Source organism: Streptomyces sp. NPDC052687 (assembly GCF_040678395.1).
Lineage (GTDB): Bacteria > Actinomycetota > Actinomycetes > Streptomycetales > Streptomycetaceae > Streptomyces.
Genome location: NZ_JBFATR010000001.1, coordinates 265,365 through 283,631 on the forward strand (window position 1 = coordinate 265,365; position 18,267 = coordinate 283,631).

Sequence of the window (18,267 nt, forward strand, 5' to 3'; positions counted from 1 at the left end):
GAAGATGGCACACGGCCCCGTAACTCTTTCGAGTGACCATCGTTGAGAGGGCGGAGGCGGTCGACAGCACAAGGCCTCGGGCAGGCGTCCGAGACGGTCGACCGCACAGGTGACATTCCGTACCAGCCTGGAGGCTCAAGGTGACGCGCATCAGCTGCGGAGGGCGGCCATGACTTCCGTCCTCGTCTGCGACGACTCCCCGCTTGCCCGAGAGGCGCTTCGCCGCGCGGTCGCGACCGTGCCCGGCGTGGAGCGCGTGACGACCGCGGCCAACGGCGAGGAAGTCCTCCGCCGCTGGGGCGCCGACCGCTCGGACCTGATCCTGATGGACGTACGCATGCCCGGTCTGGGCGGCGTCGAGACCGTGCGGCGGCTGCTGTCCGCCGACCCCGGTGCGCGCATCATCATGCTCACCGTCGCCGAGGACCTGGACGGCGTGGCCCTCGCGGTCGCCGCCGGCGCCCGCGGCTATCTGCACAAGGACGCCTCGCGCGCCGAGCTGCGCGCGACCGTCACCCAGGCGCTCGCCGACCCGACCTGGCGGCTGGCCCCGCGGCGGCTGCGCTCCGCCGAGATGGGCGCCGCGCCGACGCTCACCGCGCGGGAGATCCAGGTCCTGGAGGGCATGAGCCACGGCCGCTCCAACGCCGAGATCGGCCGCGAGCTGTTCCTCTCCGAGGACACCGTCAAGACCCACGCCCGGCGCCTGTTCAAGAAGCTCGGCGCCTCGGACCGCGCCCACGCGGTGGCCCTCGGCTTCCGCTGGGGCCTGGTGCGCTGACCCGCGCCACTTCCCACGAGGACGCTCCTGAACCGCTCCGATCCGGAGCGTCCCGGAACCGCACCGCGCGAGGACGCTCCGGGGAAACCCGAGCGGACCGACTCCGGGGCGGTGCGCGCCAGGGTGCTCCGCCGGGGCCGCGCGGGGGAGCCCGCGGTGGCCCGAACGAGGGTGTTCCAGGGGTCCGAGCGGAGTGACCCCAGAGGGGATGTTCGTCGCTCGGCCCGAGCGGAACGCTTCGTGGGCCGGTCGGCGCCCAACCCAACGCTCCATGGGCGGGTCGGTATGGGGAAGCCCGGCCCGGTCCCAGTCGCGGAGTCCTGGCCTGGTTCCCGGCGAGGGAGTTCCCCGGTCGGTCCGGGCGGATCGCCGCTCGGCCGGAGCGGGTCGGACAAGTCCGAACCGCTCCGAACCGTGGAGGTCCCGGACCGGTCCGAGTCGGGACGTCGCAGGCTGACCCGGGTCGGGGGTTTCGTGGGCTGGTCCTGGCCGGGGGAGTCTCGGCTGGGCCAGGCGAGGCCGTTTTTTCTTGATCGGGTCTGGTGAGGTGCCTCTGGACCTGTCCTGGGCGGTGAGCGCGGGACGGTCCGATCGGGGCGGGCTCGCGTCGGTTTCATCCAGGGCGGCCGGTCGCCCGGTCGTCGGCGCCTCGACGGCGTGCCGCAGGAATCCGCGGGCGCTCCGTACGGCGCGGAACTATCCCCCCGCGTGTCACGCGAGGCGGAGGAGGGAGTCGACGCGATGGGGACCTCCCCCTGCGCCCGCGTCCGCGCTCGGGCCCGCGGTGCGGCGGATCGGCGTGCCGGGCCGATGCCCCGCCGACCGCCGGAGCCCGCCATCGGCCTGGTGCCGGAGCCCGTCGTCGGTCTGGTGCCGGAGCCCGTCGTCGGTCCGGGGTCGGAGCCCGCTTCCGGTCTGGTGCCGGAGCCCGTCGTCGGTCTGGGGTCGGAGCCCGCTTTCGGTCTGGTGCCGGAGCCCGTCCGTGCGCTCGTCGGCGTTTTGTCAGGGGGCGATCGCGGTTTCGCGTGCGTCACGGTTCGTCTCCGCCCCGGCGTCCGCGCCGGGTGCGGTGACGGCCGTACGAGACACCCGAAGGGCGGCGCGCGACGCGCCGCCCTTGGCGTAGTCCGCCCGGGAGGCCGCGAGGGGCGGTCGCGGGGCGGGCCGGCCCCGGGCCCGGCACCTTGTGCGACCCGCCCGGAGCGCCCCCGCGCCCGCGTGGAGCGCTCCTTCGATCGTGTGGTCCGGGCGATGGCGACGCGGCGCGCCGGGCGTCCCGGCCGGGGCGGCGGACACGGCGGGGGAAACCGCTGGCCGCGTGGGGTGCGGGCCGGTGCCCGGGGGCCGGGCGCGGATGCCCGCTGCTTGTTTCGGCGCGGATGCCGCATCCTTGAGGTGTGGAGTTCCTCGGGGACGAGTCGGTCGAGCGGAAGGGGAGGGCGCAGGGGATGAGTTCCGGCGCACCTGCTCATAACGCTTCGGTGCACAACAACGGACGCGGTGCCGCGCGGAGTGCGGCCGCAGGGCACGATGGACCGATGCGCGACGACGAGGCGGTCACGGCCCCCGGGGCGATCGGCGCGCTCGTTCATCGCGCCGTCGACGGGGACGAGCAGGCCACGCATGATCTGCTCGCCCATGTCCACCCGCTCGCGCTGCGCTACTGCCGCACCCGGCTGTCCCGGCTGCCCGGCGACGCCCGGCACTTCGTGGAGGACCTGGCGCAGGAGGTCTGCGTCGCCGTCCTCCTCGCGCTGCCGCGCTACAAGGACACCGGCCGCCCCTTCGAGGCGTTCGTCTTCGCGATCGCCGCGCACAAGGTCGCCGACCTGCAGCGGGCCGCGATGCGCCACCCGGGATCGACGGCGGTGCCCTCCGACGAGATGCCGGAGCGGCCGGACGACTCCCTCGGCCCGGAGGAGCGCGCGCTGCTCAGCAGTGACGCGGAATGGGCCAAGAAACTGCTCGCGAACCTCCCCGAGAACCAGCGCGAGCTGCTGCTGCTGCGGATCGCCGTGGGGCTCACGGCCGAGGAGACCGGCCAGATGTTGGGAATGTCACCCGGGGCCGTCCGGGTGGCCCAGCACCGCGCCCTGAGCCGGCTGCGCGCGCTCGCCGAGCAGTAAGCACCGGCCGCCTGTTGAACCGCCCGGACTTCATTTTCGTACGAACATATGAAGCCCTGGCCCGGCCCCTACCGTGGAATGAGACGGGTTCATCTCCCGTTAGCATGGACATCCGCACCGATCAAGGCCATTTGGGGAAGGTGTCATGACTGCCAACGTCGACGGAGTGCCCGGAAAATTCGCGACACTCGGGCTGACCTACGACGACGTGCTGCTGCTGCCGGGCCCGTCGGACATGGCACCCGACGAGATCGACACCGCCTCGTACGTCTCCAAGAACGTGCGGGTGAACATCCCGCTGCTGTCCGCCGCCATGGACAAGGTCACCGAGTCCCGGATGGCGATCGCGATGGCCCGCCAGGGCGGCGTCGGCGTGCTGCACCGCAACCTGTCCATCGAGGACCAGGCCAACCAGGTCGACCTGGTGAAGCGCTCCGAGTCCGGCATGGTGACCGACCCGATCACCATCCACCCGGACGCCACGCTCGCCGAGGCGGACGCGCTGTGCGCGCGGTTCCGCATCAGCGGTGTCCCGGTCACCGACGGCGACAAGAAGCTGCTGGGCATCGTCACCAACCGCGACATGGCCTTCGAGACCGACCGCACCCGCCGGGTGCGCGAGGTCATGACGCCGATGCCGCTGGTCACCGGCAAGGTCGGCATCTCCGGCCCGGACGCCGTCGAGCTGCTGCGCAAGCACAAGATCGAGAAGCTGCCGCTGGTCGACGACGAGGGTGTCCTCAAGGGCCTGATCACGGTCAAGGACTTCGTCAAGGCGGAGAAGTACCCGAACGCCGCCAAGGACGCCGAGGGCCGGCTCATCGTCGGTGCCGCGGTCGGTGTCGCCGGTGACGCGTTCGAGCGCGCCCAGGCGCTGATCGAGGCGGGCGTCGACTTCATCGTCGTCGACACCGCGCACGGCCACTCCCGCCTGGTCGGCGACATGATTGCCAAGATCAAGTCGAACTCCTCCGGCGTCGACGTCATCGGCGGCAACGTCGCCACGCGGGACGGCGCCCAGGCCCTGGTGGACGCGGGCGCGGACGGCATCAAGGTCGGTGTCGGCCCCGGCTCGATCTGCACCACCCGCGTGGTCGCCGGCGTCGGCGTCCCGCAGGTCACCGCGATCTACGAGGCCGCGCAGGCGGCCCGCGCGGCCGGTGTCCCGGTCATCGGCGACGGCGGCCTGCAGTACTCCGGCGACATCGCCAAGGCCCTGGTCGCGGGCGCCGACACGGTGATGCTCGGCTCGCTGCTCGCGGGCTGCGAGGAGTCCCCGGGCGAGCTGCTGTTCATCAACGGCAAGCAGTTCAAGTCGTACCGCGGCATGGGCTCGCTGGGCGCCATGCAGTCCCGCGGCGACCGCAGGTCGTTCTCCAAGGACCGCTACTTCCAGGAGGGCGTCGCCTCCGACGAGCAGCTGATCCCCGAGGGCATCGAGGGCCAGGTGCCCTACCGCGGTCCGCTGTCCTCCGTCGTCCACCAGCTGGTGGGCGGCCTGCGCCAGTCGATGTTCTACGTCGGCGGCAAGACCGTGCCCGAGCTGCAGGAGCGCGGCCGGTTCGTGCGGATCACCTCGGCGGGCCTCAAGGAGAGCCACCCGCACGACATCCAGATGACGGTCGAGGCGCCGAACTACAGCCGCAAGTAGTTCCCCAGGCTCGTCAGGGCGGCTCCGGAACTCCGGGGCCGCCCTTGTCGTACCGGTCGGGGATACTGGAAGGCGCTGAAACGCATCAGGGAAAGGCCACACACGTGACTGAGATCGAGATCGGGCGCGGCAAGCGCGGCCGCCGGGCGTACGCCTTCGACGACATCGCCGTCGTCCCCAGCCGCCGTACGCGGGACCCGAAGGAGGTCTCGATCGCCTGGCAGATCGACGCCTACCGCTTCGAGCTGCCCTTCCTGGCGGCCCCCATGGACTCGGTCGTCTCGCCGGCCACGGCCATCCGGATCGGCGAGCTGGGCGGCCTCGGCGTGCTCAACCTCGAGGGCCTGTGGACGCGGTACGAGGACCCGCAGCCGCTGCTGGACGAGATCGTCGGCCTGGACGCCGAGACGGCGACCCGCCGCCTCCAGGAGATCTACGCCGCGCCGATCAAGGAGGAGCTGATCGGGCAGCGCATCAAGGAGGTGCGCGACTCGGGCGTGGTCACCGCGGCCGCGCTCTCCCCGCAGCGCACCGCCCAGTTCTCCAAGGCCGTGGTGGACGCGGGCGTGGACATCTTCGTCATCCGCGGCACCACGGTGTCGGCGGAGCACGTGTCGTCCTCGCACGAGCCGCTGAACCTGAAGCAGTTCATCTACGAGCTGGACGTCCCGGTGATCGTCGGCGGCTGCGCCACGTACACCGCCGCCCTGCACCTGATGCGCACGGGCGCGGCGGGCGTGCTGGTCGGCTTCGGCGGCGGCGCGGCGCACACCACGCGCAACGTGCTGGGCATCCAGGTGCCGATGGCGACCGCCGTGGCGGACGTGGCGGCGGCCCGCCGGGACTACATGGACGAGTCCGGCGGCCGGTACGTGCACGTGATCGCGGACGGTGGCGTCGGCTGGTCCGGTGACCTGCCCAAGGCGATCGCCTGCGGCGCCGACGCGGTCATGATGGGCTCCCCGCTGGCCCGCGCCACCGACGCGCCCGGCCGCGGCCACCACTGGGGCATGGAGGCCGTCAATGAGGAGCTGCCGCGCGGCAAGAAGGTCGGCCTCGGCACGGTCGGCACCATCGAGGAGATCCTCACCGGTCCGTCCCACACCCCCGACGGCTCGATGAACTTCTTCGGCGCCCTGCGCCGCGCCATGGCCACCACCGGCTACAGCGAGCTGAAGGAGTTCCAGCGGGTCGAGGTCACGGTCGCGGACTCGCAGCACAGCCGCTAGTCCCGGCACCGCTGCCGCTGCCGCTGCCCGCTGGCGCAGGTAGCCAAGGGCTTCGAGGTACGCGGAAGGGCCCGTCCACGCCGGTGGACGGGCCCTTCGCGTGCCGCGGGTGGCTCAGAGGGCGGCCTTCTTCGCGCCGGAGAACGCCGCGAAGGCGCCGATCGCGAAGAACAGGAAGGTCATGGCGTCGGCCGACTCCTTCCAGGCCTCCGTGATGACGGCGAAGTGCTCGGTGAACATCTCGGTGGCGGAGATGCCGGCGATGTCGGCGGCGATCACGCCGAAGCCGATGAGCTGGCCGACGTAGACCGCGCCGAGCGAGAGCAGCGCGCTGACCACGGGCAGCGCCGGGTTCCCGCCGCCGACCTTGCCCGCGGCGAAGCCGACGAGGAAGCCGACGCCGATGGCGGCGTAGCCGATCTCGTACTCGGTGGCGCCGACGATGGCGCCGTAGATCCCGGCCGTGACCAGGGCCACGAGGACGGCGGTGACCACGCCGAGGACGACGTTGCCGCCGCGGCCCGCGCCGACGGGCGCCGGGGGCACGGCACCGGGCTGCTGGGCGAACGGGCTGCCGCCGCCGCCCTGCTGCTGGGCGAACGGGTTGCCGTCGCCGCCCTGCTGCTGGGCGAACGGGTTGCCGTCGGCCGGCTGCTGAGGCTGCGGCGGAACTGACTGGGTCATGACAGGAATCCCCCCACGGGACGGGTGTGCGAGCGGTCCCCGCACGGCTGTGCGACGGGGACGCCGAAGATTAACAGGCGCACCCGTTTCGGCCACCAGTGAATTCTTTGGCCTCACGGCCCTCAGAGCCGGTGCGCCGCGCCCGTCGGGGTCGCCCCGCGGGTGTCCAGCAGGAGCTGCGCCTTCACGGACAGGCCTTGGAGGTCGTAGGTGCGGTGGTGCTGGAGGAGGATCGTGAGGTCGGCGTCGGCCGCCGCCTCGTAGAGGGTGTCCGCGCGGGGCACCGGGCGGTCCAGGACGCTCCAGGACGGCACGTGGGGGTCGTGGTAGCTGACGGACGCGCCCAGCTCCATCAGCCGTACGGCGATCTCCCGCGCGGGGGTGCCCTGCTGGTCGCCGAGGTCGGGCTTGTAGGTCACGCCGAGCAGCAGCACGCGCGCGCCGCGCGCCGACTTGCCGTGCTCGTTGAGGAGGGCGGCGGCGCGCTGGACGACGTAGCGCGGCATCTGCTCGTTGACCTGCCGGGCCAGCTCCACCATGCGCAGGCCGCGCCCCGCCTGCCCGATGAGGTCCTGGGGGACGGCGTGGCCGCCGACGCCGGGGCCGGGGCGGAAGGCCTGGAAGCCGAACGGCTTGGTCTCCGCGCAGCGGATGACGTCCCACAGGTCGACGCCGAGGTCGTGACAGAGCACGGCCATCTCGTTGACCAGGGCGATGTTGACGTGCCGGTAGTTGGTCTCCAGCAGCTGGACCGCCTCCGCCTCGCGGGTCCCGCGCGCGCGGACCACCTTGTCGGTGAGCCGGCCGTAGAAGGCGGCGGCCGACTCGGTGCACGCCGGGGTGAGGCCGCCGATCACCTTGGGGGTGTTGGCGGGGGTGAAGGCGCGGTTGCCGGGGTCGACCCGGCTGGGCGAGTAGGCCAGGTGGAAGTCGCGGCCCGCGCGGAGCCCGGATCCCTCCTCCAGCAGGGGGCGCAGGAACTCCTCCGTGGTGCCCGGGTGCACGGGCGACTCCAGGATGACCGTGGTGTGCGGGCGCAGCCGCGGCGCCAGGGTGCGGGCGGCCGTCTCCATCTGGCTCAGGTCGAGCCCGCCGTCCGCGGCGCGCGGGGTGGGCGGGCAGATGACCGCGGTGCGCACCCGGCCGAGTTCGGCGGGGCCGACGGCGTGCCGGAAGCCCCCCGAGAGCATCCGGCGCAGTTCGGCGGGGCTGAGCGAGCCGGGCTCCGGGCCGGTCCGGTAGCCGACGGTGGGGATGCCGGCGGCGACGGCGGCCTGAGCCAGCGGAAGGCCGAGCGGGCCGAGTCCGATGACGGCGAGATCTGCGGGCATGGCGTGGGCCGTCCTTCCCAGTAACCGAAGCGGGACAGGTGCGCAAGCCCTGTGGACAGAACGAGCGAGCGCAATGTCAGACTAGGAGTAAATATGACCGATGTGCGGTATTGGGCGGCCGAGTTTCGACGAGTGTTTCCGTGAGCGTTTCCGTGGGCGTTTCCGTGAGCGTTGTCCACAGGCTGTGGCCGCGTGGTGGCTGAAGTCGGGCATCCCGGTCAGAATTTGAGCAGAGGCATACGTGAGGGCATACCGGACCGGGTGCGCCCACGGGTGCGGCCGACGCGACACGATGAGCGGGAGGCAGCGGTGAGGACAGGGACCCTGGGGCCGGCGCAGCGCGCCGAGTCGCTGGCATCGATGGCCGAGCACGAGCTGGACCTGCTGGTCGTGGGCGGTGGGGTGGTGGGCGCGGGCACGGCGCTGGACGCCGTCACCCGCGGTCTGTCCACCGGTCTGGTCGAGGCCCGCGACTGGGCGTCGGGCACGTCGAGCCGGTCCAGCAAGCTGATCCACGGCGGACTGCGCTATCTGGAGATGCTCGACTTCGCACTCGTGCGCGAGGCACTGAAAGAGCGCGGCCTGCTGCTGGAGCGGCTCGCCCCGCACCTGGTCAAGCCGGTCCCGTTCCTCTACCCCCTCCAGCACAAGGGTTGGGAGCGGCTGTACGCCGGGTCGGGCGTCGCGCTCTACGACGCGATGTCCATGGCCCGCGGGCACGGCCGCGGCCTGCCCTTGCACCGGCACCTGAGCCGCCGTCACGCCCTGCGCGTGGCGCCCTGCCTGAAGAAGGACGCCCTCGTCGGCGCGCTCCAGTACTACGACGCGCAGATGGACGACGCCCGCTTCGTGGCCACCCTGGTGCGCACCGCGGCGGCCTACGGCGCGAAGGCCGCCAACCGCGCGCGGGTCACCGGCTTCCTGCGCGAGGGCGAACGGGTCGTCGGCGCGCGCGTGCAGGACGTCGAGGCGGGCGGGGAGTACGAGGTCCGCGCCAAGCAGATCGTCAACGCCACCGGGGTGTGGACCGACGACACCCAGGCGATGGTGGGGGAGCGCGGCCAGTTCCACGTCCGCGCTTCCAAGGGCATCCACCTCGTCGTGCCCAAGGACCGCATCCACTCCACCACCGGGCTGATCCTGCGCACCGAGAAGTCCGTGCTGTTCGTCATCCCCTGGGGGCGGCACTGGATCGTCGGCACCACGGACACCGACTGGGACCTCGACAAGGCCCACCCCGCCGCCTCCAGCGCCGACATCGACTACCTGCTCGAACACGTCAACTCCGTCCTCGCGGTGCCCCTCACCCGCGACGACGTGGAGGGCGTCTACGCGGGCCTGCGCCCGCTGCTGGCCGGCGAGTCCGACGCCACCAGCAAGCTCTCGCGCGAGCACACCGTCGCCCACCCGGTGCCCGGCCTGGTCGTGGTGGCGGGCGGCAAGTACACGACGTACCGGGTCATGGCCAAGGACGCGGTCGACGAGGCGGTGCACGGACTCGACCTGCGGGTCGCCGAGTGCGTCACCGAGGACATCCCGCTGCTCGGCGCGGAGGGCTACCGCGCGCTGTGGAACGCGCGGGCGCGCATCGCCCAGCGCACCGGGCTTCATGTCGTACGCGTGGAACACCTGTTGAACCGGTACGGCTCCCTGGCCGAGGAGGTGTTCGACCTCATCGCCGGCGACTCCTCGCTGGGCGAGCCGCTGCCCGGCGCCGAGGACTATCTGCGCGCGGAGATCGTCTACGCCGCCTCCCACGAGGGCGCCCGGCACCTGGACGACGTCCTGACCCGGCGCACCCGCATCTCCATCGAGACCTTCGACCGGGGCACCCGCTGCGCCCGCGAGGCCGCCGCACTGATGGCCCCCGTGCTGGGCTGGGACAAGGACCAGATCGAACGCGAGGTCCAGCACTACGAGAAGCGGGTCGAGGCCGAACGCGAGTCGCAGCGCCAGCCGGACGACCAGACGGCGGACGCGGCGCGCCTGGGGGCGCCGGACATCGTGCCGCTGTAGGGGGCGCGCCGGAGGTCGTTCCGGTGCAGCGGGCGGCGGATCTGTGCCGGTGCGGGCGGGCGGCGGGGTGCGTGCCGGTGTGGTGCGCGCCGGAGGACGTCGCGTTGTTGTGGTCGTCGTCAGGTGTCGAGTCGTCATGGTCCACACGGGGGTCCCGCGCCGCTGCGGGCCTCGGCGTTCGCTGTGCTGCGAACGTCTTCTGAGGGGGCCTCAAGTCGGCGTATCTGGGACGTTTCCCCGCCGCGCGGCTACTGTTCCACTCGAACGAGTGTCACGAATCGGGATCTCTGTTCGGAACCGGCTCGTTCTACGGGTGCGGGGACAGAACCCCGCAGTGAGCGACGCCGTGAGCCACCCTGGGCGTCGGGCACTTGTCGGGTGAGGGACAATGGAGCCTCTGTCAGGGCGGGTTGCATGAGGGGACGCATGTCGGAGGCGGAGCGGGCGGGGACATCTCGTCAGGAGACTCGTCAGGACAACAGCGAGCGTCTCCTCGCCGGTCGGTACCGGCTGGGAGACGTGCTCGGCCGCGGAGGCATGGGCACGGTCTGGCGCGCCGTGGACGAGACCCTGGGCCGGACGGTCGCCGTCAAGGAGCTGCGGTTCCCGTCGAACATCGACGAGGACGAGAAACGCCGGCTGATCACGCGCACGCTGCGCGAGGCCAAGGCCATCGCGCGGATCCGCAACACCAGCGCGGTGACGGTCTACGACGTGGTCGACGAGGACGACCGCCCGTGGATCGTGATGGAGCTGGTCGAGGGCAAGTCGCTCGCCGAGGTGATCCGCGAGGACGGCCTGCTGGAGCCGCGGCGCGCCGCCGAGGTCGGCCTCGCCATCCTCGACGTGCTGCGCTCCGCGCACCGCGAGGGCATCCTGCACCGCGACGTGAAGCCGTCCAACGTGCTCATCGCCGACGACGGCCGGGTCGTGCTCACCGACTTCGGTATCGCCCAGGTCGAGGGCGACCCGTCCATCACCTCCACCGGCATGCTCGTCGGTGCCCCCTCGTACATCTCCCCGGAGCGCGCCCGCGGCCACAAGCCCGGCCCCGCCGCCGACCTGTGGTCCCTCGGCGGGCTGCTCTACGCGGCGGTGGAGGGCACCCCGCCGTACGACAAGGGGTCCGCCATCGCCACGCTCACCGCGGTGATGACCGAGCCCCTGGAGGAGCCGAAGAACGCGGGCCCGCTGCGGGACGTCATCTACGGCCTGCTCACCAAGGACCCGGCCCAGCGGCTCGACGACGCGGGCGCGCGGGCCATGCTCAAGGCCGTCATCAACGCGCCGGCGGCCGCCGGCGCGGAACCGGCCGACGCCACCAAGGTCGTCCCGCTGCCGGCCCAGCCGGGCACCCCGGCCACCGGTGGCGGCAGGCGCGGCGAGGAGGCGGCCGAGCGGCTGCGCGGCGCCCTGCGCTCCGCGCGCAAGGCCGCGGCGGGCACGGGCGTCGCGGCGGCGAACCACGGCGCCTCCGGCCCCGGCACCGGCACCCCCGCCGCCGGAGCCTCCGCCCCGGCCGCAACGACCAGCCCGACGACCCAGACACCGGGCCACGCCGGCACGGGCAACACCACCGCGAACGGCCGCGGTTCGGGCTGGCCCGTGATGACGCCGCCGCCGGACATGCCCGCGCGTCCCGTGCCCCGGGCGCCGCTCACCGACGTCGTGCCCCGGCGGACCCTGGTCGTCATCGCGGTCGCCGTGGTCGTCGCGGTGCTCGGTGTCGTCCTGGCCCTGACGCTCGGCGGCGACGACGACGGCACCAACCAGTCCAAGGACGCCGGGAAGACGGCCTCCGCGGGTGCGAGCGCGGACGCCGGCACCAAGGGCGACCCGAGCGGCGGTGTGCGCACCGACGGCTCGGCGACCGGCTCGGCCGGCTCCACGCCGGACGGCACGCCGGGCGCCACGGCGAGCGACGGCGGGGCCGGCGCGGACGACTCCGGGAAGGAGTCCGGCAAGGAGACGGGCAAGGACTCCGCGAGCGGCTCCGGCAAGGACGACGACATCGCCGCCGAGTCCACCCACCGGGGCGGGCAGGGCTACTCGATCGGCCTGCCCGAAGGCTGGAAGTACCGGTCGTCGGACGTGGCGGGCGACCGCTTCACCGGCCCCGACGGACAGAAGCTCCTCATCGGCTGGACCAGCGCGCCCAAGGACGACCCGGTCGCGGACTGGAAGAACCAGGAGCGCTACATGGTCCGCGCGCAGTACGACCGGATCCGGATAGAGCAGGTGGACTACCGGGGCTGGAACACGGCCGACTGGGAGTTCACCTACGTCGACGGCGGCACCAAGTACCGGACGATCGACCGAGGTTTCGTGGTCGACGACGACCAGGGCTACGCGTTGATGTACACGGCGAAGGCCGCCAAGTGGGACAGCGAGCTGCGCGAAATCACCTGGCGGACCTTCACGAAGACCTTCGAACCCAAGGTGTGACCGGCCCCGGGACCGGTTCGCGGACCTGATATCTCGCATCCCCTCCGTACGGCTTGACTCCGGCACGTATCGTGAGTGCTTGCGAACCGTACGCATCCGGAACCGGCGTATCCGGAACCGGACACCGGACGAACGGAACCGACAGCAGGGCGGCCGGGGGAGGCAACGTGGACGACTATGCGGGACGGGTCCTCGCCGACCGCTACCGCCTGCCGCTGCCCCCCGCCGACGAGTACGAACTCACCGAGACCCGCGCCTTCGACACCTACAGCGGACAGGAAGTCCTCGTCCGGCAGGTGCCGTTGCCGGAGGTCGTCGAGGCGGAGGTGCTGGACGCCGACGGGCTGCCCGACGGCTTCACGGCCCGCGACCGCTCCACCCGGCGGCCGGGCGCCGCCGCCGGACGGACCGGCGGGGGAGTGCGGCGGCCCGCGGACCCGGCGGTGCGCCGGGCGGTGGAGGCCGCGCAGGCCGCGGCCCGCATCCCCGACCATCCGCGACTCGACCAGGTCTTCGACGTGTTCGCCGAGGGCGGCTCGCTGTGGATCGTCAGCGAGCTGGTTCCCGCGCGGCCGCTGGCGGCGCTGCTCGCCGAGAAGCCCCTGACTCCCTACCGGGCGGCCGAGGTCGCCTCCGACGTCCTGATGGCCCTGCGGGTCCTGCACGCCCACGGCTGGGTGCACCGCAACATCACCGCCCGCACGGTCCTCGTCTGCGACGACGGCCGCGTCGTGCTGACCGGCCTCGCGGTCGGCGCGGCGGAGGAGGCGCTGTGCGGGTACGACCCGGTGCCGCCGCCCGAGGACGGCCCGGAGGGCGAGGGCGAGGGCGCGGGGGACGGCCACTGGGGCGCCGATGCCGGTCCTGCCGGTGGCGGGCCCGCCGCATCCGCCGCGGACGCGTACGGAGGCCCGGCCGGCGGGTCGTACGGAAGCTCGGCCGGCGGAACCAATCCTGGCCCGGCCGGAGGCGCGTACGCAGGCCCGGCCGGCGGGACGTTCGCGGGCCCCGCCGGAGGCGGGCACGCCGGCCCCGGCGCGGGCGGGCACATGGGTCCCGCGGGCGGCCTGGCGGGCGGTCTGGCGGGCGCGGATCCCGAGGCCGCGCGGCGGGCCGCGATCGAGGCGCGGGCGGCCGGCGGGCTGCCGGGCACCGAGCAGACCGACGGCAGGGGAACGCCGCGCGGACCGAGAACTCCCGAGAGCGGCGACGACATCAGGGCCGCGCGGGCCGGGGCGATCGCCGCGTACCGCGCAGGAGCACGCGCCGCCGCCCGGGTGCAGGAAGCCCGGCACAGCGGCACCGCCGCCCTTCCCGGCGCCCGCCCCGCCCCCGACGACAGCCGGTCCGCACCGGCACCGCGGCCCCACTCGGGCGCCCCGGACGCCGCCCCCCGTACGCCCGGTGACGCCGCCGCCGACGCCCCTCCGCCGGGCCGGATGGCCGACCCGTACGGCGTCCGCGCCACCGCCCCGTGGCACGGCGCGTCCCCGCGCCCCGGACAGCCGGCGGACGGCGGCCACTCCCAGGACCACCCCCACCGGCCCGGCGACCCCCACCGGCCCGGTGCCACCGCGTCCCGGCCGGGCCCGCCCGCCCTCCCGGCGAGCGGTGCCTACGGCCCGGGCAGGCCGCAGCCGGGCGTCCCGGCGCAGTACGGCGGCCCCCGCCCGCCGGCCGACGACCGGACCCTGCCCGCCCCGCAGAGCGGCCGTACGGGGCTCCCCTCCGGCAGTGGCCCGGAGCAGCCCGGCGGAAGCTGGGACGACGCCGCTGCCGGAGTGCCCGCCCGCCGGGGACCGGCGACCGCGCTCGCCGCCGAGCGGGCCCGGCAGGCCCGCATGGCCGTGGTGGGCCCGGTGACCGAGCGCTGGGCGCCCGAGCAGGCCGGGCCCGTGCACGAGAACTGGCAGCTGGCACCGCCCATCGGGCCCGCGACCGACCTGTGGGCGCTGGGCGCGCTGCTGTTCCGCGCCGTCCAGGGCCACGCGCCGTACCCCGAGGAGTCGACGGCGGAGCTGGTGCAGATGGTGTGCGCCGAGCCGCCCGCGTACGCCGAGGAGTGCGGACCGCTGCGCCCGGTCGTCGAGTCGCTGCTGCGTCAGGACCCCACCGAGCGACTGGACTTCGAGGAGCTGCGCGGCTGGCTGCGCTCCCTGGTGCGTTCGGCGCCCGAGCCGGAGGCCGGGGTGCACGTGGTGGCCGCGCCGCCCGCCGGCACCGGCCGGCTGCCGGTCGTACGCCGCCGCGGCGAGCTGGTGCGCAGGCGGCGCGCCGGGCTGCCGGTGCACCACGGGCGGCACAAGCGGGGCAAGGAGAAGGAGCGTTCACCGCGCAGCCTCGGCCGCGCCCTGCTCCTGCTGGTGCTGCTCGGCCTCGGCGCGGCGATCGCGTACGCGATGCTGTTCATGCCGAAGGCCGGGGAGAACGGCGGCACGGACGGCGCCGAACGGACCGGTGCGGCGGGCCAGGTGAGCGAGGCGCCCGCCCCGCCGGACGACGCGAGCGGCCGGCCCGACCCCGACCAGGCCGGCCCCGGCACCGGCGCGCCCTCCGGATCGGCCGGTTCCACCCACACCCAGACCACCGGCCCCAAGACCGTCGACGGCTTCCGTCTGCGCACCGACCCCGAGGGCTTCCGGGTCGCCGTGGCCGAGGACTGGCGCCGCACCCCGAAGAACGGCAGCGGCCAGGTCGTCTACGGCAAGGGCGACTTCGAGCTGATCGTCGTCCCCGGACGGGACGCGGCGGACGAGTACGGCGACGACCCGATGGCGTACCAGCGCGAGCGCGAGCCGGAGTTGCGACCGTACCGCGAGTCGAGCTGGGCGTCCGCGACCGGATTGAAGTCCATTCAGGTCGGCGAACGGACCATGGCGGAGGGGCAGTACACCTGGACCGGCGAGGACGGCGACGAGCTGTTCGTGCGCAACCTGGCGATCCTGGTCGACGGCCGTTATCACGTCCTGCAACTGCGCGGCCCGGAGTCCGAACGCGACGAGGTGAACCGGCTGTACGAGCAGGCGGCGGCGACCTACCAGGTCACGGGCTGACCACACCTCAACGGCGGTCGGCGTGCCGTGGACGGCCGTTGGCCCGCGCGTTTCCCGAGGTTGGCCGAACGGTTCCCGTCCGTCACGGAAAGCGACAACCGTCACAGTGCGGTCTCCGTGCCGCCCCCGTGGTTCCCCGGACGGGGGCGGCTCCTTACGCTGACCCTGTCAAGAGCATTGCGGGGAAACGTGAATCAGATGCAGGGCCTGCTCCTCGGGGGCCGCTACCGGCTCGACGCCGCCATCGGCAGTGGCGGCATGGGCCGGGTGTGGCGCGCCCACGACGAGGTGCTGCACCGCGCCGTCGCCATCAAGGAGCTGACCGCCGCGCTCTACGTCTCCGAGAGCGACCGGGCCGTCCTGCTGGCCCGCACCCGCGCCGAGGCACGCGCGGCGGCACGGATCAACCACTCCGCCGTCGTCACCGTGCACGACGTGCTGGAACACGACGGCCGCCCGTGGATCGTGATGGAGCTGGTCGAAGGCCGCTCGCTCGCCGACGCCGTCAAGGCGGACGGCCGGATCGAGCCCGCCGAGGCCGCCCGGATCGGCCTGTGGGTGCTGCGCGCCCTGCGCGCCGCGCACACCGCCGGCGTCCTGCACCGGGACGTCAAACCCGGCAACGTGCTGCTCGCCCACGACGGCCGGGTGCTGCTCACCGACTTCGGCATCGCGCAGATCGACGGCGACACCACCATCACCCGCACCGGCGAGGTCGTCGGCTCCGTCGACTTCCTCGCCCCCGAACGCATCCGCGGCCACGACCCCGGCCCCGCCTCCGACCTGTGGGCGCTCGGCGCCACGCTGTACACGGCGGTGGAGGGCAGCTCGCCGTTCCGCCGCACCTCGCCGCTGTCCACCATGCAGGCCATCGTCGAGGAGGAGCCCGCCGAGCCCGGCCACGCCGGTCCGCTGGCGCCCGTCATCGCCGCCCTGCTGCGCAAGGAGCCCGCCGCCCGGCCCGGCTCCGCGGCGGCCGAACACCTGCTTGCCGAGGCGGCGGAGGGGCGCCGCCCGCACATCGCGCCGTACGAGGCGACCCGCCCCGTCGGTCCCCGCCCGACGGCGGCCGACACCCGGGCCCACACCCGCCCGGACGCCACCGCCACCACCCCCGCCGCCGGGCCCGGCACCCCCGCGCCCCGGCGGCGCCGGCTGCGCACCCTGGCACTGGTCGTCGCCGTGGCCGCGATCGTCGGCGGCGGCACCGCGGCGGCCTGGCAGACCTGGGGCGCCGGCACCGGCGCCGACGGCACCCGGACCGGCGCCGCCACCTCGCCGGCCACCGGCGACAGCTCCCCGACGACCCTGCCCGACGGCTGGGCACGCGTCGACGACCCGGCGGGTTTCAGCCTCTCCGTGCCCGGCGACGACTGGGAGCGGAGCGTCTACAGCGACGACGGCGAGCTGACCCAGATCGACTACTCGCCCGACGGCGGGGTGCACCTGCTGCGCGTCGCCGTCGACCTCTCTCCCGACTTCGACAACGCGCGCGACCACCAGCTCGACCTGGAGCAGCAGGTCGGGCGGCTCGCCGAGTACCGGCGGGTGTCGCTGGCGGACAAGCTCTACCGGGACCGGCAGGGCTCCCTGTGGGAGTACACGTGGACCGCGCTGGAGCGGGACCCCGGACCCTACGTCGGCCCGCGCCGCGCCATCGACCACATGTACCTCAGCCGCGACGGCGTCGAGTACGCGATCTACATGGCCGGCCCGGCGGACGACTGGGCCACCACGCGGGAGCAGTTCGGCACGGTGCTGCGCAGCTGGCGGCCGGCGCACGGGTGACCGGCGGCGGCCCGCTGACCGAAAGCGTCTGACGGACCGTCGGTTGTCGGCCAACCTGCGGCTTTCCCCCCGGAGGCGGTGGCTCCGGCTGGGGCATCATGGGCCCATGGGGACCGAGCGGACGGACGGCCGGGTCATCGCGGGGCGATACCGGCTGGAGGCGCTGCTCGGCCGCGGCGGCATGGGCCTCGTCTGGCGGGCCACCGACCAGCTGCTGCGGCGGCGGGTGGCCGTCAAGGAGATCGCGCAGGACGCGTCCCTCTCGCCGGAGGAGGCGCGGCGCCAGTGCGACCGCATCCTGCGCGAGGCCCGTGCGGTGGCGCGGCTGAGCCATCCGCACGTCATCGTCGTGCACGACGTCGTGGTCCACGACGAACGGCCGTACATCGTCATGGAGCTGATCGACGGCGGCTCCCTCGCCGACCGGATCGCCCGGCACGGGCCGGTCGACGCCTACGAGGCCGCGCGCATCGGCGTCCATCTGCTCGGCGCGCTGCGCACCGCGCACGCGGCCGGGGTCCTGCACCGCGATCTCAAGCCCGCCAACGTGCTGATCGAGTCCGGCACCGGCCGGGTCGTGCTCACCGACTTCGGCGTCGCCCAGGTGCCGGGCGCCACGACGCTCACCGAGTCCGGCTCCTTCGTCGGCTCCCCCGAGTACACCGCCCCGGAGCGGATGTCCGGCGCCGGCACCGGACCGGCCTCCGACCTGTGGTCGCTGGGCGTGCTGCTGTGCACGGCGCTCAGCGGCCACTCGCCGTTCCACCGCGACACCCTCGGCGGCATCCTGCACGCCGTGGTGGACGACCAGATCCGGCCGCCCGCGCAGGCGGGGCCCCTGCTCCCGGTCGTGCAGGGCCTGTTGGAGCGTGACCCCGAGCGGCGGCTGGACGCGGCGGAGGCCGAGCGGATGCTGCGCGCGTTCCGGGAGACGGGGCGGATGCCGTTGCCCCGCGGCGGGACGGCGCGCGGTCCGCGCGACCGGCTGGTGACCGCGTTACTGGTGGCCGCGATGGCGGCGGCGGGGGTGTCGGCGGCGGCGCTGCTGATGACCGGCGGGGGCGGCGACGGCGGGGACCCGCCGGTGAGTCCGGGGCCGAGCGTGACGGTGACGGCGACCGTCACGTCGTCGGTCACCGCCGAGCCGGGATAAACGGGAGATA

General features: G+C 73.9%; 11 protein-coding genes. 9 read left to right on the forward strand and 2 right to left on the reverse strand.

What is annotated here, in order from left to right; all coding sequences use genetic code 11:
* The first annotated feature begins 169 nt into the window (after positions 1 to 169).
* The 4 genes from AB0K92_RS01380 to AB0K92_RS01395 all read left to right on the forward strand — a co-directional run bounded on the left by AB0K92_RS01380 (position 170) and on the right by AB0K92_RS01395 (position 5,787).
* The gene (locus tag AB0K92_RS01380) at positions 170 to 781 is read left to right on the forward strand and encodes a response regulator transcription factor (protein ID WP_003948568.1); all 612 of its coding nucleotides are present in this window, start codon (positions 170 to 172) and stop codon (positions 779 to 781) included.
* A gap of 1,538 nt (positions 782 to 2,319) precedes the next feature.
* Positions 2,320 to 2,907, forward strand: a complete 588-nt coding sequence (locus AB0K92_RS01385; protein ID WP_166001652.1) for a sigma-70 family RNA polymerase sigma factor — start codon at positions 2,320 to 2,322, stop codon at positions 2,905 to 2,907.
* A gap of 145 nt (positions 2,908 to 3,052) precedes the next feature.
* On the forward strand, positions 3,053 to 4,558 hold the full coding sequence (gene guaB / locus AB0K92_RS01390) for an IMP dehydrogenase (protein WP_365918247.1): 1,506 nt from the start codon (positions 3,053 to 3,055) through the stop codon (positions 4,556 to 4,558).
* A 104-nt stretch (positions 4,559 to 4,662) separates the two neighbouring features.
* Positions 4,663 to 5,787 carry a GuaB3 family IMP dehydrogenase-related protein gene (locus AB0K92_RS01395; RefSeq protein WP_166001656.1) on the forward strand — a complete coding sequence of 375 codons (1,125 nt, stop codon included), beginning with the start codon at positions 4,663 to 4,665 and terminating at the stop codon, positions 5,785 to 5,787.
* A 114-nt stretch (positions 5,788 to 5,901) separates the two neighbouring features.
* On the opposite strand, the gene AB0K92_RS01400 is transcribed toward AB0K92_RS01395, so the two are convergent.
* Together AB0K92_RS01400 and AB0K92_RS01405 are read right to left on the reverse strand one after the other, a co-directional pair.
* Entirely contained in the window at positions 5,902 to 6,471 is a 570-nt protein-coding gene (locus AB0K92_RS01400; RefSeq protein WP_365918250.1) for a hypothetical protein, read from the reverse strand.
* Between the two features lie 122 nt (positions 6,472 to 6,593).
* Complete coding sequence (locus tag AB0K92_RS01405; RefSeq protein ID WP_365918252.1) at positions 6,594 to 7,802, reverse strand: nucleotide sugar dehydrogenase; 1,209 nt, start codon at positions 7,800 to 7,802, stop codon at positions 6,594 to 6,596.
* Between the two features lie 309 nt (positions 7,803 to 8,111).
* Between AB0K92_RS01405 and AB0K92_RS01410 the strand changes: the two genes are divergently transcribed.
* The 5 genes from AB0K92_RS01410 to AB0K92_RS01430 all read left to right on the forward strand — a co-directional run bounded on the left by AB0K92_RS01410 (position 8,112) and on the right by AB0K92_RS01430 (position 18,257).
* Complete coding sequence (locus tag AB0K92_RS01410; RefSeq protein ID WP_365918254.1) at positions 8,112 to 9,818, forward strand: glycerol-3-phosphate dehydrogenase/oxidase; 1,707 nt, start codon at positions 8,112 to 8,114, stop codon at positions 9,816 to 9,818.
* 426 nt (positions 9,819 to 10,244) lie between these two features.
* Positions 10,245 to 12,263, forward strand: a complete 2,019-nt coding sequence (locus AB0K92_RS01415; RefSeq protein WP_365918256.1) for a serine/threonine-protein kinase — start codon at positions 10,245 to 10,247, stop codon at positions 12,261 to 12,263.
* Between the two features lie 167 nt (positions 12,264 to 12,430).
* Positions 12,431 to 15,316: a protein kinase gene (locus tag AB0K92_RS01420; protein WP_365918258.1), complete on the forward strand. Its 2,886-nt coding sequence runs from the start codon at positions 12,431 to 12,433 to the stop codon at positions 15,314 to 15,316.
* Between the two features lie 198 nt (positions 15,317 to 15,514).
* A complete protein-coding gene (locus AB0K92_RS01425; protein ID WP_365918746.1) occupies positions 15,515 to 17,104 on the forward strand; it encodes a serine/threonine-protein kinase in 1,590 nt (529 codons plus the stop codon).
* Positions 17,105 to 17,210: 106 nt separating this feature from the next.
* Entirely contained in the window at positions 17,211 to 18,257 is a 1,047-nt protein-coding gene (locus AB0K92_RS01430; protein ID WP_365918260.1) for a serine/threonine-protein kinase, read from the forward strand.
* The last annotated feature ends 10 nt before the right edge of the window (positions 18,258 to 18,267 follow it).

Coding starts and splice junctions, on each gene's coding strand:
- AB0K92_RS01380 (WP_003948568.1), top strand. CDS start 170: ATGACTTCCGTCCTCGTCTGCGACGACTCCCCGCTTGCCCGAGAGGCG.
- AB0K92_RS01385 (WP_166001652.1), top strand. CDS start 2,320: ATGCGCGACGACGAGGCGGTCACGGCCCCCGGGGCGATCGGCGCGCTC.
- guaB (WP_365918247.1), top strand. CDS start 3,053: ATGACTGCCAACGTCGACGGAGTGCCCGGAAAATTCGCGACACTCGGG.
- AB0K92_RS01400 (WP_365918250.1), bottom strand. CDS start 6,471: ATGACCCAGTCAGTTCCGCCGCAGCCTCAGCAGCCGGCCGACGGCAAC.
- AB0K92_RS01405 (WP_365918252.1), bottom strand. CDS start 7,802: ATGCCCGCAGATCTCGCCGTCATCGGACTCGGCCCGCTCGGCCTTCCG.
- AB0K92_RS01415 (WP_365918256.1), top strand. CDS start 10,245: ATGTCGGAGGCGGAGCGGGCGGGGACATCTCGTCAGGAGACTCGTCAG.
- AB0K92_RS01425 (WP_365918746.1), top strand. CDS start 15,515: ATGCAGGGCCTGCTCCTCGGGGGCCGCTACCGGCTCGACGCCGCCATC.
- AB0K92_RS01430 (WP_365918260.1), top strand. CDS start 17,211: ATGGGGACCGAGCGGACGGACGGCCGGGTCATCGCGGGGCGATACCGG.